Annotated in this window: 14 protein-coding genes; 10 read left to right on the top strand and 4 right to left on the bottom strand. The window is 59.8% G+C overall.

All coding sequences use genetic code 11. The annotated features are described in order from the left end of the window. Positions 1–7: 7 nt before the first annotated feature. A complete protein-coding gene (locus B8783_RS14750) occupies positions 8–1,387 on the top strand; it encodes a lytic murein transglycosylase (RefSeq protein WP_084420852.1) in 1,380 nt (459 codons plus the stop codon). A 3-nt stretch (positions 1,388–1,390) separates the two neighbouring features. On the opposite strand, the gene B8783_RS14745 is transcribed toward B8783_RS14750, so the two are convergent. After that, complete coding sequence (locus B8783_RS14745) at positions 1,391–2,686, bottom strand: MFS transporter (RefSeq protein WP_084420851.1); 1,296 nt, start codon at positions 2,684–2,686, stop codon at positions 1,391–1,393. A gap of 135 nt (positions 2,687–2,821) precedes the next feature. Between B8783_RS14745 and B8783_RS14740 the strand changes: the two genes are divergently transcribed. The 3 genes from B8783_RS14740 (at position 2,822) to B8783_RS14730 (ending at position 6,269) form a co-directional block, all read left to right on the top strand. After that, positions 2,822–3,709, top strand: a complete 888-nt coding sequence (locus tag B8783_RS14740) for a motility-associated protein (RefSeq protein ID WP_084420850.1) — start codon at positions 2,822–2,824, stop codon at positions 3,707–3,709. Positions 3,710–3,799: 90 nt separating this feature from the next. Then, positions 3,800–4,324 (top strand): hypothetical protein, encoded by a 525-nt coding sequence (locus B8783_RS14735; protein WP_084420849.1) that lies wholly within the window; start codon positions 3,800–3,802, stop codon positions 4,322–4,324. Between the two features lie 25 nt (positions 4,325–4,349). After that, the gene (locus B8783_RS14730; RefSeq protein ID WP_084420848.1) at positions 4,350–6,269 is read left to right on the top strand and encodes a cation:proton antiporter; all 1,920 of its coding nucleotides are present in this window, start codon (positions 4,350–4,352) and stop codon (positions 6,267–6,269) included. A 6-nt stretch (positions 6,270–6,275) separates the two neighbouring features. Here B8783_RS14730 and B8783_RS14725 read toward each other — a convergent pair whose 3' ends face one another. Next, the gene (locus B8783_RS14725; RefSeq protein WP_084420847.1) at positions 6,276–6,998 is read right to left on the bottom strand and encodes a M48 family metallopeptidase; all 723 of its coding nucleotides are present in this window, start codon (positions 6,996–6,998) and stop codon (positions 6,276–6,278) included. Between the two features lie 63 nt (positions 6,999–7,061). Between B8783_RS14725 and B8783_RS14720 the strand changes: the two genes are divergently transcribed. The 3 genes from B8783_RS14720 (at position 7,062) to B8783_RS14710 (ending at position 10,340) form a co-directional block, all read left to right on the top strand. After that, entirely contained in the window at positions 7,062–8,642 is a 1,581-nt protein-coding gene (locus tag B8783_RS14720; protein ID WP_084420846.1) for a hypothetical protein, read from the top strand. A 94-nt stretch (positions 8,643–8,736) separates the two neighbouring features. Beyond that, positions 8,737–9,558: a TIGR00282 family metallophosphoesterase gene (locus B8783_RS14715; RefSeq protein WP_084422126.1), complete on the top strand. Its 822-nt coding sequence runs from the start codon at positions 8,737–8,739 to the stop codon at positions 9,556–9,558. Between the two features lie 65 nt (positions 9,559–9,623). After that, positions 9,624–10,340, top strand: a complete 717-nt coding sequence (locus tag B8783_RS14710; protein ID WP_169711809.1) for a DUF4328 domain-containing protein — start codon at positions 9,624–9,626, stop codon at positions 10,338–10,340. 26 nt (positions 10,341–10,366) lie between these two features. Here the strand turns inward: B8783_RS14710 and B8783_RS14705 are convergent, their stop codons facing one another. Next, a complete protein-coding gene (locus B8783_RS14705) occupies positions 10,367–10,942 on the bottom strand; it encodes an EAL domain-containing protein (RefSeq protein ID WP_169711808.1) in 576 nt (191 codons plus the stop codon). Here B8783_RS14705 and B8783_RS18545 point away from each other — a divergent pair. The 3 genes from B8783_RS18545 to msrA all read left to right on the top strand — a co-directional run bounded on the left by B8783_RS18545 (position 10,941) and on the right by msrA (position 12,822). Next, positions 10,941–11,183 (top strand): hypothetical protein, encoded by a 243-nt coding sequence (locus B8783_RS18545; RefSeq protein WP_169711807.1) that lies wholly within the window; start codon positions 10,941–10,943, stop codon positions 11,181–11,183. The genes B8783_RS14705 and B8783_RS18545 overlap by 2 nt on opposite strands. Before the next feature lie 87 nt (positions 11,184–11,270). Further along, a complete protein-coding gene (locus tag B8783_RS14700; protein WP_084420843.1) occupies positions 11,271–12,023 on the top strand; it encodes a YebC/PmpR family DNA-binding transcriptional regulator in 753 nt (250 codons plus the stop codon). 133 nt (positions 12,024–12,156) lie between these two features. Continuing rightward, positions 12,157–12,822: a peptide-methionine (S)-S-oxide reductase MsrA gene (gene msrA, locus B8783_RS14695; RefSeq protein ID WP_084420842.1), complete on the top strand. Its 666-nt coding sequence runs from the start codon at positions 12,157–12,159 to the stop codon at positions 12,820–12,822. Positions 12,823–12,905: 83 nt separating this feature from the next. Here the strand turns inward: msrA and B8783_RS14690 are convergent, their stop codons facing one another. Then, positions 12,906–13,775 (bottom strand): LolA family protein, encoded by an 870-nt coding sequence (locus B8783_RS14690; protein ID WP_084420841.1) that lies wholly within the window; start codon positions 13,773–13,775, stop codon positions 12,906–12,908. Positions 13,776–13,800 lie beyond the last annotated feature (25 nt).

The following is a 13,800-nucleotide window of genomic DNA, read 5'->3' as shown; positions in this document are numbered from 1 at the left end:
TCCGGGAATGAACGAAATGAAGACGATACCGTATCGCTGGGCAATCGCAGCTACCTTCGGGGCCTTTATGGGCGCATGCGCGGCCACCCCACAAGCGGCAACGACCGATGGCGGCACGGTGTACACGACCAATTCCGGAACGACGACTAATTCTGGCTTGATCCCTGGCGATCCGACCGGCGTGCCGAATTCTGCCGACCTCACCGGCCCGGCCGGGCCGTTCACAAGTTCGGGACATGCGGAGATGGATGCCTGGCGCGATGATTTTACCGCCCGCGCCCGCGCTCAGGGCCATAACCCCGCCGTCGTCTATTCCCTGCTGGCCAACATTTCGCCGCTCTCCATCTATCTCGACAAGGACGATAATCGCAGCGGCGTGGCCAGCCAGGCCGAATTTGCCAAACCTGTCTGGGACTATCTCAGCACGGCCGTGACCGATGCGCGTTTCGAGACCGGCGCGCAAAAACTCGCCGAGCTTGGCCCGGTCTTCGATGTCATTGAGCAGACCTATGGCGTTAACCGCGAAGCCGTCAGTGCGATCTGGGCGATGGAAACCAATTTCGGTGGCTATATCGGTGACTTCGATGCGGCCAACACGCTGGCAAACATGGCGGTCGAAGGGCGCCGTCGCAGCTTTGCCGAAGGCGAGCTGATCGCCTTGATGAAGATCGTCGAGCAGGGCTATGCCCGGCGCGCGCAGCTCGGCTCAGGCTGGGCCGGCGCGATGGGACAGACGCAGTTCATGCCGACAACCTATCTCTCCTATGCGCAGGATTTTGACCGCGACGGGCTTTCAGATGTCTGGTCATCTGCGCCGGATGCGCTCGCCTCGGCGGCGCACTATCTCGCCTCATCCGGATATCGATTTGATGAGCCGTGGGGCGTTGAAGTCATCACGCCATCGGGGTTCGACTGGTCCATGGCGGATGGCAATGACCGGCGCCTGTCGACCTGGAAGGCGTTCGGCGTGAGCCCGATCCGGGGCGGCGATTTTGGTGTCGAAGACAGCGACTATGCCGAGCTTTGGCTGCCGACCGGCGCGACGGGTCCGAAATACCTGTTGTTCAAGAATTTCGACGTCTTCAAGACGTATAACCGGTCCAATTCCTATGCGTTGGCGGTTGGCCTGCTGGCCGATGGTCTTGCGGGTCAATACGGCCCTGTTGCCGCCTGGCCGAAGGACATCACGCGGCTGAACAATGGCGAGGTCAAACAGTTGCAGGCGGCGCTCAATGAGCTTGGCTATGATGCCGGTGTCGTTGACGGGATCGCGGGCACAGGCACGAGCGCAGCCTTGCGGAAGTTCCAGAAGGCAAACGGTCTGCTTGCAGACGGCTATGCCTCGCGTCCGGCGTTGGATCAGGTTCTGGCACGGCTGAGAAGCTAGGCTTTAATCGTAGATGTCAGGGCTATCATCCGGGTCGTCTTCCATGACCTGGTTGGCCGGGAAGACGCGGTAAGCGAGCGCTGCCATCACGAGCAGAATGCACCCGGCCCCGATAAAGGGCGCGCTTGGGTCGACATTTTCATACATCCACGGCCCAAAGAACGGGCTGACGATGAAGCCCATGCCGTTGGCGGAAATCACAAGCCCTGCAACATTGCCCTGAAGGCTGGAGCCCACGGCAAGTGACGCACCACTGGAGAAACCGGGGCGCGCAAGGCCCTGGCCGATCCCGACAAAGAATTGCGCCAGAACCAGGACAGCAAACTGCGCCGTCGGCACGATCAGGAACGCCCCAACCGACAAGCAGAGCGCGCCGGTGACCATCAGCGTGCGATTGGTCATTTTCAGGCGCGGAATGATCGCAAGCTGGGAAATCAGCGTGCCCGCTGCGCCCACAGTATAGGCTGGCCCGGTAAACTGCATGGCCGTCGCGCCGGTGAGCGACAGCTTGTCCATGATCGCGAACGCAAATGTCTGGGTCAAGACGCCGGTCACGAGCGACAGCGACACAGCAAAGACGAGGAACGGGAAGACGCGCCGGTCGCGCCAGAGGCCGTCACCTTCGCGCTTGCCGCTCGCCTTGAGGCCCATTTCCTTCTTTGGCCGCGTCTTTTCTGGCAGGCGCGTATAGATCAGGAAAGACAGGAGCGCGGCTGCCGCGCTGATCATGAAGACCGGCGTCAGTAGCCCAAAGACGGCGCCAGCGGCGGCCGCGAAAGCCGGGCCTGCCACCGCGCCAAAGCTGAAGCCGGACGTCAACGACGCGATTTCCTCAGTCCGGTTTTCCCGGCTTGTCCGGTCGGCGATATAGGCCTGGGCTGCCGGGTTGGTGCCTGACCCGAAGAGGCCGAAAAGCGTCCGCGAGGCGAGCAGGCAGACGAAGATGACGATTGAACCTTCCAGATAGCCCGCCATGGCGAGCGCGGCGCTCGTGCCAAAGAGCAGCATCGACACTGAGAAGCCGAGCATGCCGAGCGCGGCGACGGGGCGCCGCCCCCAATCATTACTCTTTCGGCCCCAGAAGGAGGAGGTGATCGTCCAGATCGCTGCCGACAGGGAGAAGATCGCGCCTGCCATCCAGTCTGGCAGGCCAAGGTCCCGCGACAGGGGCGGCAGGATCGCGCTGACCAGCATTGTATTGCCTGCGCCCACCGCCAGAAGGGCAAAGAATAAGAGCCGGAACGCGCCTCTGCGGTCCGGCCTGTCGGTTCCGCGTTGGGGTGCGACGGTTTGAGCCATGATGGTTCATCGGCTTGTACGAGAAAAAATTCAAGCGCTGCTTTGGGTGACGCCACGGACCTTCACCGCCGTGAAAGGATATTTAAAGCCTGTTGCGCCACACTGTTGTTTCGTAACGAGTATGGAGCCTGCCACATGTCCCAGCTGATCGGCCTTCTGGTCGTGGTGATCCTCATCGCGGGCGCGCTTGTGTTCAGCGGCAGCCCGGCGCTTGCGAGCGCGCTTCCGTTTGAACTCGCCCTTATTGGCGGCGCCGGATTTGGCACGCTGCTGATCGGCAATTCGCCCCGCATCACACGTGAGGCGCTGGGTGGATTCGCCAAAGCTATGCGTGGCTCGAAGTGGAAACGAAGCGACTATACAGACCTTCTGACGGGCATGCATGAGCTGATGCGCCGGGCCCGGCGCGGCGGCATTGTCGCCATCGAAGCCGATATCGAAGCCCCCCAATCCTCGCCCATCTTCCAGAACCGGCCAAGACTGCTCGCAGACCCGGCTGCCGTTTCGCTGATTACAGACAGTTTCCGGCTGCTGGCGCTGAATCCCGGTGGCCGTGCACCTGTCGCCGCCCACTTAGAGGAAGCGATCGCCACGACAGCCGAAACACGCCACCGCGCCGTCGGTGCGCTGAACGGTCTGGCAGATGCCTTGCCAGCGCTCGGCATTGTTGCCGCCGTCCTCGGCATCATCAAGACGATGAGCCAGATTGACCAATCACCCGATGTGCTGGGCCCACTGATTGCAGCGGCCCTTCTCGGGACATTTCTTGGCGTTTTTCTGGCGTACGGGATCGTCGGGCCGATTGCTGGCCGCTTCGGACAGGTCGTCGATGAGGAAATGCGCTATCTTGATACGATCCGGGCGCTGATCTGCTCCTGGCAGGAAGGCGTTGCGCCCGCGACGGCTGTGGAACTGGTCCGCTCCAGCCTGCCGATGGACTTGCGGCCATCGCTTCAGGACATCGATGCCTCAATGACGAAAGTCGAGACGCTTCCGGTCCGCCGCAAAGACCGCGTCGCCTGAGGTCTTACACTAAATTCATGTGCTGATCTGGTTTTGCAGGCCAAGGCAACCTAGGTTCTGCCCAGTTAAAGAGGCTGACGGAGCGCCTGAATGTCACGATTCGACGAACTGAAGGCTATTGCGAAGACCTATCAGGATCTCGCAGCAGAAAATTATGCGCGCGTGCGCCAGCTCGCTGAGGAAGTGCGCGCGGGCCTCTGCGACTATCTTGATGCATCTGACGGGGTTTGCGTAAGGCTCGTGCCGCCTGCCGGTCAGTTTGAGCCCAAGGATTACGGCCCGAAGGCCTTTTCAATCCCGCCGCAGGGGTTCCGGCCTCTTGGACCGATTGCTTTTGGTCTCGCCGTCCGCGTCTCAGGCGGAACTGACTGGATGCGGGTAATTACCCAGTGTCAGAAAATCGGAGACCGCTTTGTACTTGACATTCAGGGGGGAGACTCCTTCACGTTAAGCCTTCCACTCACAAAGGATGATTCAAGTCAGCTGTTCGAATATGTCTACCAGCACCTGATGGGCTGGTTTCAGACGCAGATTGATCGTTACGAGACCGGTGAATACGGAACGCGCGAAATCGGTTTTGAATTTTCGCACGTGACCGACAGCGCTCAGGCCTGAGTGAACAGCTCCTTATCATAGACCCATGCCAGACCTGAACATTCTCTCCGCCGCCGTCGGCTCTGACAGCCTGATCTTCGCCTGCGCGCTGATCGGCGCCCTTGGGCTTGGTGCGCAATGGCTGGCCTGGCGTCTTCAGGCCCCGGCCATCGTTCTAATGGCGCTGGCAGGCTTGACCGCCGGCCCGCTCTGGCAGGTTATTTTTGGCGAACCGCTACTCAGCCCATCGAGCACATTCGGTGATCTGCTGCGGCCCATCGTGTCGCTCTGTGTAGCCGTCATCCTGTTTGAAGGCGGCCTGATCCTGAAGTTTGAGAACCTCCGCGATGCCGGCGCAGCCGTCCGGCGCGTGGTGTTCTTTGGCGGCCCGCTTGCCTGGTTCTTTGGCTCGCTCGCCGCGCGTTATGCCGCTGGCCTCGACTGGGCCAGCGCCATCGTTTTCGCGGGTGTGATGGTCGTGACCGGCCCGACCGTGATCATGCCCCTGCTACGCCAGTCGAAGCTTTCAGGCCGTCCGGCGCAATTCCTGAAATGGGAAGGCATCGTGAATGACCCGGTTGGCGCCCTCTTTGCCGTGGCGGCCTATGAGATCATTCGCGTGGCCTCGCAGGGCGAATCCACGCTGCTCGCAGGTGGCTGGATCCTTGGCGCGGCGGCCATCGGCACAGTGCTCGGTATCGCCTTTGGCTTTGCGATGTCGCGCGCCTTCCGCGAAGGCTGGACGCCGGAATACCTCAAGGCGCCGCTGATCTTCGCTTCGATCATTCTCTGTTACGCCTTGGCCGAACAGGTCGAGAAGGAAATCGGCCTCGTTGCTGTGACCGCCTATGGTATGACGCTCGCCAATTCGCGCCTCGCAGACCTTTCCGAACTTCGAAAATTCAAGGAAGACATCGCCGTCCTGCTTGTCTCGGGCGTGTTCGTCATCCTGACGGCGGACCTTACCCCGCAGATCATCCGCTCGGCGCTGAACTGGAATACGCTGCTCTTCCTGATCGCGATGCTGTTTGTTGTCCGGCCACTGTCGGTCTGGATCGCAACGGCAGGAACGCTCAGCCGCAAGGAGGCCTTGCTGCTCGGCTGGATCGCGCCGCGCGGTATTGTGGCCGTGGCCGTCTCTGGCCTGTTCGGCTCGCTGCTGGTGGACCTTTCCCGCGAAGGCCGTTTCTACTTTTCCGGCGCAGATCAGATCGTGCCACTGGCCTTTGCAATGGTGTTCACGACGGTTGTGCTTCACGGCTTTACCATTGGTCCGCTTGCCCGCCGGCTGGGCCTTGCCCGGTCAGAAAAGCCCGGCGTGCTGCTGGTCGGGGCGAATTCCTGGAGCATTGATTTTGCCAAGGCCCTGAAAGCCAGCAAGGTCGATGTCATCGTGGCGGACAGCAATTATCGCCGCCTGCGCCCTGCCCGCGAGACGGGTCTCGACACCTTCCTCGGCGAGGTTCTCTCCGAAGACGCCGAGATCAAGCTCGACCATTCGCGCTTTGACACTGTGGTCGCCCTGTCGACGAATGACTCCCACAATGCGCTCGTCTGTAACCAGTTCGCGCCGGAAGTTGGCCGCCACCGCGTCTATCAGCTGTCACTGTCTGAAGGCGACGAAGTGGATGAAAAGTCGGTCGGCTCTTCGGCGCGCGGTCGCACGCTGATCCGCCGTGGCCGGACCTATGATGGCCTCGTGCGTGACCAGTATCGCGGCTGGACGTTCTCGCGCACGCGCCTCACCGACAAATACACGCTGGAGCAATTCCTCGCTGAACGGCCCAAGGGCGATCTCGTCGCAGAGATCCGGCCAGACGGAACGCTGGTTCTTCTGGGGCCGAGCCGCGAAGCCCGTGGCGGCGAAGGCGCGACCATTCTCAGCTTCGCACCTGATCAGCAGCCAGCCCCGGCCGCTGACACCTCACCGGCCAATTCGCCAGCGTCAGAACCGGAAAAAGCCTAGAGCGGATCAGGCAAGCGTGACGGCGTGCAGACCTGATCCATGCTTGCGCAGCCAGGCCCGTTCGGCCTTCCAGCCGGGGCGGCATCTCGCAACATGTGCCCAGAAACGCGGGCTATGGTTCATCTCAAGCAGGTGCGCGCATTCATGCGCGGCGACATAGTCGAGCACCTCACGCGGCGCCATGATGAGCCGCCACGAAAAAGCGAGCCGGCCGTCCGATGTGCAGGAGCCCCAGCGTGAGCGTGTGTCCTTCACCGTGACCCGCCGGGCATCGACGCCAAGAATTTCACAATAGGATTGAACGGCGACAGACAGATCCTCGCGTGCCATCTTTCGAAGATGTCGTTCGGCCCGGCGCGAGAGCGTCTCTTCATCCCCTGGCAGGCAGAGTGTCTGGGGGTCCCCCTCCAGCAGGCGGGCACGTCGGCCTTCGCCTTCATGCGTGATTGCGCAGGGGCGACCCCGTAGCTGGATCGTCTGTCCCGGCGCAAGCATCACCTGCGGGGGCAGGCTGGCGAGTTTCGACACAGCCCATTCGACCCGGTCCTGAGCAAATCTGGCAGCATCGCCGACATGACGGCGCGATGGAGCGACCGCAACAAGTTCACGTTTTTTTTCATCAAGCCTTAAAATGAGCCGTTTAGCACGCGGGTTGATTTCAACCCGCAACGGCACATCTTGGCCAGAACGAGCCGTCAGCATCAAAGTCTGGTTTTTATCGACAATCATGATAAACCTTTGGGCGCGGTGCGATTAAATCAGCCTTATGCATACACTCTAGGGGAACCTAACATGAAATATCTGCTTTGCGGCGTCGCCGCTGTTGCGATGCTTACAGCTTGCGGCAAGTCCGATTCCAAAGACCCAGCCAGCAAGCCAATTGGTGACATCAGCATCCGCGACGGCGATCCAGCCGAAGCGCCAGATGCGCTTGCTGCGATGATGCTGTCAAATTCCGGCGACGGCGCCATCCAGTTTGATTCCAAGGAACTCGACGGCGACAAGGCCACCTTCAAAAACCTCGTCGCGACGAATGACGGCTCAACGGTGCGAGCCGGCACGCTGGTGCTTGATGGCCTCGACATGATCGACGGCAAAGCCGCCTTCTCCATGATGAGCCTCAAAGACATCTCGATCGAAAGTGACGAGATGGAGGATGGCACGCTGGGTATCGGCAACATCGAACTTCTGAACCCGACGCCTGAACTGGCAAGCTGGTTCGCTGCCTCACTCGGCCAGTCGAGCGCTGCGCCCTTCCCGACAGCCGAAAAGTTCGGTTTCGATGCATGGTCGGTCAGCGACATTGCCGCCACGATGGCAGACGAAGACGGCGATGGGACCTTCTCGGTCGCCAAGATGGAAGTTCGTGATCTGAAAGACGAGAAAGCTGCTCTCGCCATGATCAAGGATGTGGCATTCAGCTTTACGGATGCTGAAGAAGGCTATCCGATCAATATGAGCCTCGGCGCATTCAAGGTGTCGAACGTTGATGCAAGCTTCATCGAAGCCATGCAGGAAAATTCGGGAGACGGTGAAGCCATGATGGAAGCCATCATGGAGAATGCCTACGAAAACCCGATGGACCCGGGCTATGACACCTTCACGCTCGACAAATTTGCGTTCGATGCGGCGGGGGCAAGCTTCAAGCTTCCATCCCTCGACGCTTCCGTTAAGCGCAATTCCAAAGGTCAGCCGGTACAATACATCACCAAGCCGTTCTCCATGACGCTTGATGCTGATCCAGATGGCGGCGAAGCCGGGGCCAGCCTCGCACAAGGCTTCAGCATGATCGGCTATGAAAGCATCGAGCTGAAAGCGGCCAGCACCAGCGACTATGATCCTGACTCCGACACGATCAGCTTCAAAGCCAAGGATAACTATTTTGAGCTGGTGGACGGGGCGACCTTCTCCTTCGGTGGCGACATCGCAGGCTATGCTGCTTACAGCAAGAAAGCCGGCGAATCGCTGGACTTCGAAGCCATGGCTGAAGGCCAGGAGCCTGATACGGCCGCCATGCAGGCAGCCCTCGGCGAGCTGAAAATCGGCGCGTTCGAGCTGAAAATCAAAGATGACAGCCTCGTCAATCGCATCTTCAACGCGGTGGCCGCCCAGAGCGGCGAAGACCCAGAACAGATGCGCCAGCAAGTCTCGATGATGATGGGCATGGCACCAATGATGGCGCAGGGCAGCGGCGTCGACATGGAGCTGGTAACCGAGCTGGCAACAGCCGTCTCCGCCTTCATCACCGATCCGGGCACACTGACGATTGAAGTGGCACCAGAGCAGCCGCTTTCGGTCGCGAGCCTTGCTGAGATGGAAGACCCGAGCCTCCTGACCAAGGAATATCTCGGCTTCTCTGCTTCGCATAAATAAGCAGGGCGTTTCAGCCTGAACAATTGAAGGCGCGCTGGACGATCTGTCTGGCGCGCCTTTTCTTTTGCGCCCGCGCGGCGCATATCCCTATCCCATGAAACTAGCCTATTTCGGAGATGTCGTCGGCAAACCGGGCCGCGCGGCTGTGATGGACCATTTGCCGGGCCTTCGGCGGGAGCTGAAGCTCGATTTCGTCGTGGTGAACGGAGAGAACGCTGCGGGCGGTTTCGGACTGACCGAATCCATTGCCGGGGATTTCTTCAATGCTGGGGCAGATTGTCTGACGCTTGGGGATCACGCCTGGGACCAGCGCGAGGCGCTGACCTATATTGAGCGCGAACCGCGTCTGCTGCGTCCCGCCAATTATCCAAAGGCCGCTGGCGCCCCCGGAAAGGGCGCGCATGTTTTCGTCCTGCCGGATGGTCGCCGCGTCGGCGTCGTTCAGCTGCAGGGCAATGTGTTCATGAAGCAGCAGCTGGAAAACGCATTCCAGCATGCCGATCGCGTCCTCGACGACATTCCCCTCGGCATGGCAGTCGACGCGCTGATCGTGGACATGCACTGCGAAGCAACCAGCGAAAAGATGGCGATGGGCCACCATTGCGACGGCCGCGCCAGTCTGGTCGTCGGCAGCCATACCCACGTCCCGACCGCAGACCTGATGATCCTTGAAGGCGGCACCGGCTATCAGACAGATGCCGGCATGTGCGGCGACTATGACAGCGTCATCGGGATGAAGAAGGAAAACTCTGTCCAGCGGTTCGCCACCCAGTTGCCGGGAGAGCGTTACGCGCCGGCGCTGGGCGAAGGGACGCTTTGCGGGGTCTATGTCGAAACAGACGACAAGACAGGCTATGCCACACGCATTGAACCGATCCGGATTGGTGGGCGGCTGGCCGAGGCAATTCCCCGCTAGAAAACGCTTGCCTGATATTTCAAAACCGCCGACAAAACCATAAGTCGAAAGAGGCGGACGAATTATTGGATCAGAGTATAGATGACGCGCCCGCACGGGAAACCGGCCGCGAGGCCAGTCAGCCGAAACAGTCGGCGCCTCACCGGCATGCTTATGATGACGGGGCGAAGCCTCTAGGTCCCTTCCTGACAGGCTACCGACTGCTGGTGGGATTTTACGTGGTCGGCGAACTTGTACTGATCGCTCAGTCAATTCTGCTGTATCAGGAGGCGCGGCGTTTTCAGGCTGGTTCAGAGCCTGGCGATGCGCTGACCTATTTCGCCTGGGCGGGTCTTGCGCTCTATTTGCTGCCTTTCCTGGCATGCGCCTATTTTGTCTGCCGGTTCACCTATCGCGCCAATCGCAACCTCTACTCAGTTGCCCCGAAAACCGTCACCCATCATCCCGGATGGGCCGTCGGTAGTTATTTTCTACCGATTGCAAACCTGTTTGTGCCAGCCCAAGCGATGAGCGAGATCTATCACGGGACGTACAAGATGACCGGAGAGGAAAGCCGGGCAAACTCACCGATATCGATATGGTGGGGCGCCTGGCTAGTATCATTCTGTGCATCTCAAATCAGTGGCTCAATAGGGACCTATACGCTCTTTACGACGGTCCTTGACGGACTGTCCTGCCTGACCGGGATCGTCGCAGCCCTATCTCTACTGGGGATCATGCAGCGGATTGAGGTTCGCCAAAGATCATTTCGACATGGGCCACTTGCCGATGTTTTTGACTGACTGACCGAGTTTGAACCGTCGGCCCGTCAGGCGCGATGTCTGGCGAGGAGTGCGGTTGATGGCATGTTGACCCGGCGGTCGCGCGTCGCGTCAACCATGGCTGCAGCCTTTCCGAACAGCCAGCCCTGGATCAGCGATCCGGCAAACTCGCGCGCCCAATGCAGTTCTCGCGGCGTTTCGACCCCTTCGAACAGGAGGTGCACGCCGATCTCATGCAGCTTGTGGATGATGCAATGGGCAAGCCTTCGGCTGTCGTCATCTTCCATCATCCGCCGAAACCAGCCGGCATCGATCTTCACGATATCCGGGCGCAATAGGTTGGAGTTTCCAACGCCAAAACTATCAATCGCGATGCGAAAGCCGAGGGATTTGATTCGCGCGACGGTTTCGGCAAGCACGGCCCTGTCCGCGTCGCTCCGCTCTGAAATCTCGAAAACGATCCTGTCTGGCGAAACACCCTGCGCTGCGGCGAGGTCGGCATAGGCGTTCAGCCCGCTCCACATTGCGGTCTTCAGGTGGCAGGAGCCGGGTTCAGATTGACGAAAAGGCTGGTGCCATCGAGCTCCCAGGCACGGGTATTGAGCAGATGGAGCACGAGGCATGACCACGCGCGAGTGGTCGGGCGAGAGCCTCGACGCCATAAAGCATTCCGGCCTGATTATTGATGGCGTAGATGGGCTGAAAGGCCGATTGAATCTCAAACGCCCCGAAACCGAAAGCGTTGTAGCCTCCATCGAGCTCAAAAATGCGTCTGGTAAAACGGTCGAGATCCAAGGACGGCTCCTATTATCTGTGGCCGTATCTGACGCTTGCTCGTTAATATGTTCCTTGCGAAAACTGTAAGTCTGCGTCGATGCCTTTCAATATTGCTGTAGCTCGGCTATTTCGGCGCGATAATCTGCAACAGCTTCAAGCTTGAAGAGGTATTCAATGGCCGGTCATTCCAAATGGGCCAACATCCAGCACCGCAAGGGTGCACAGGACAAGAAGCGTGCTGCCCTGTTCGCGCGCCTGTCCAAGGAAATCACAATCGCATCGAAACTTGGCGGACCGGACCCGGACGCCAATCCACGCCTGCGCCTTGCCATCAACAATGCGCGCGGCCAATCGATGCCAAAGGACAATATCAAACGCGCGGTCGATAAGGGCCAGGGCGGCGGCGGCGAAGAGTATATCGACATCCGCTATGAAGGCTTCGGCCCCGGCGGCGTTGGCATCATCGTTGAAGCCTCCACCGACAACAAAAACCGGGCAGCCGGGGAAATCCGTACCGCGTTTTCGAAGAATGGCGGCAATCTCGGTGAAACCGGGTCTGTGTCGTTTGGCTTCGAGCAGGTCGGCGAGATCGAGTATCCACCAGAGGCTGGCGACGAGATGTCTGTCATGGAAGCGGCCATCGAGGCCGGCGCGACCGATGTTCAGAGCGATGAAGACGGCCACTGGATCTACACCGAGCGTGAAGACCTGATGGATGTCGCGGGTGCGCTGGAAGGCAAGTTTGGTGAGGTTGAAGCCAAATCGACCAAGCTGATCTGGAAACCTCAGAACAATGTGCCGGTCGAAGGCGACAGCGCCGATACGCTGATGAAGCTTCTGGATGTGCTGGATGATCTCGATGACGTGCAGAACGTCTACGACAATTCAGAACTTTCTGAAGCAGAGATCGAGCGTCTTTCGAGCTAAAGTCGGCGCGGTCTTCAGACCCGATCACGACGCAGTCACCATTGTGTGAGGAATGTGATTCCCCTCTCCAAAGCGGAGGGGCGAATGACCATATGAGCTTCAGAATAAAGACAGTCGGAGCTGGAGCATAATCATGAAAAAAACCTCGTCGCTCACAATCGCTATCGTTGCGGGTGCTGCCGCGGCCGCGTCAGCCTTTGTGTGGAGCGCCATGGCCGACCAATCGCCAGACGCGCCCGTCCAGTCGTCCACCCTGTCGACAGCCATTTTCGCGGGCGGCTGTTTCTGGTGCACAGAAGCCGATTTCGACAAGGTCGATGGCGTTGTCTCAACTGTGTCCGGCTATACGGGCGGCACTGTCGACAACCCCGCCTACAGGCAGGTCACCACAGGGACGACCGGGCATTATGAGGCTGTGAAAGTATCATACGACCCGCAGAAAGTGTCCTATGACACGCTGGTCGATTATTATTTTCACACCATCGACCCGACCGACCCTCGCGGACAGTTCTGCGACAAGGGATCGAGCTATCGCTCCGCCGTTTTCGTGAAGAATGATGATGAGCGCGAGGTCGTCGAGAGCGAGATCGACGAGATTGAAGCGTCCGGCGTGCTTCCAGGCCCCGTCGTCACCAAGGTGCTCGACGCCAGCCAGTTCTGGCCAGCAGAGGACTACCACCAGGACTATCACAACACGACGTCGGTGAAGTATCGCTTCTATCGTCAGGGCTGCGGCCGCGACGCAAAGCTTAAAGAACTCTGGGGCGATGAGGCCGGTAAACTGCCCGCAGACAGCTAGAGCCCTTCCGGTTCAGACAAAACAAAAACCCCGCGAGACAGCTCGCGGGGTTTCTTTTTTGGGTCTCTTGGGGGTTTTCGAGCCTAGCGCTCGTCGTCTTCCTTGTCGGCCGGGTCTTCCAGACGGAAGAGGCGCGGATCGACCGAGACATTTGTCTGGATGTCCTGCAGGGCGACGCGGGTGACCTGCTGGTTCGCATCGACGGCGCGCCAGCTGAGCAGCTGATAGTTCGCCGCATCGAAGTAGAGCGTCAGATTGCCCTCGGACTCGCCAGAGCGGTCCTCAATGGTGATTGCGATCTCGCCGTCGAGGCGTTCGACATCTGTGACGCGGGCCTCGTCTTCGAAGCTCAGCTCATCGTCGAGGATAAGACCAAGCGGCGTCGAAGCGAGCGGCACGCGGTCAACCGTTTCAAGATCCCGGTCTTCCATGGCAACCGTCGTGCCATCAGCAACGATCAGAACAGGGGTCGGCGCATCATAGTCAAAGCGCATACGGCCGGGACGGCGGAGGGCGAAATCACCTGATGAGACCGATCCGTTCGGCGCAATCTGGGTGAACCGGCCCTTGGCCGTCTTCGCCGCTGCAAGCGAGTTGGCCGCAGCCTTCAGGATTGCGCGGCGGTCGGTGGCCGACACGGCCTTGGTGTCAGTCTCAACCGATGCTTCCGTTTCTGTCGAAACTTCAGCCTTCGGCGGTGTCGGTGGCGGCGCGACACCGGTTGGGTCATTGGCCTGAACCGTTTGCAGCTTCGGCGTCTCAACCGTTCTCATGACGGCGTCTTCAACGTTCACCACTGGGGCAGCCCCTTTTGGCGACAGCTGCGCACTCGATGGCACATAATGCCAGGCTGCGCCGTCGGTCGGCGCAACAAAAGAAACTTCCGCCTGAAAGGCGAGCGGGCTGGTGCCCATAAAGAACATCGCAGCGATTGATGGCAGTAGTGACGTCATTTCGTCCTCCTGTGTTTGCCCACAA

Source organism: Henriciella litoralis, assembly GCF_002088935.1.
Taxonomy (GTDB): domain Bacteria; phylum Pseudomonadota; class Alphaproteobacteria; order Caulobacterales; family Hyphomonadaceae; genus Henriciella; species Henriciella litoralis.
The sequence above is the reverse complement of the archived record's forward strand: the minus strand, read 5'-3'. Positions and strand labels throughout refer to the sequence as shown.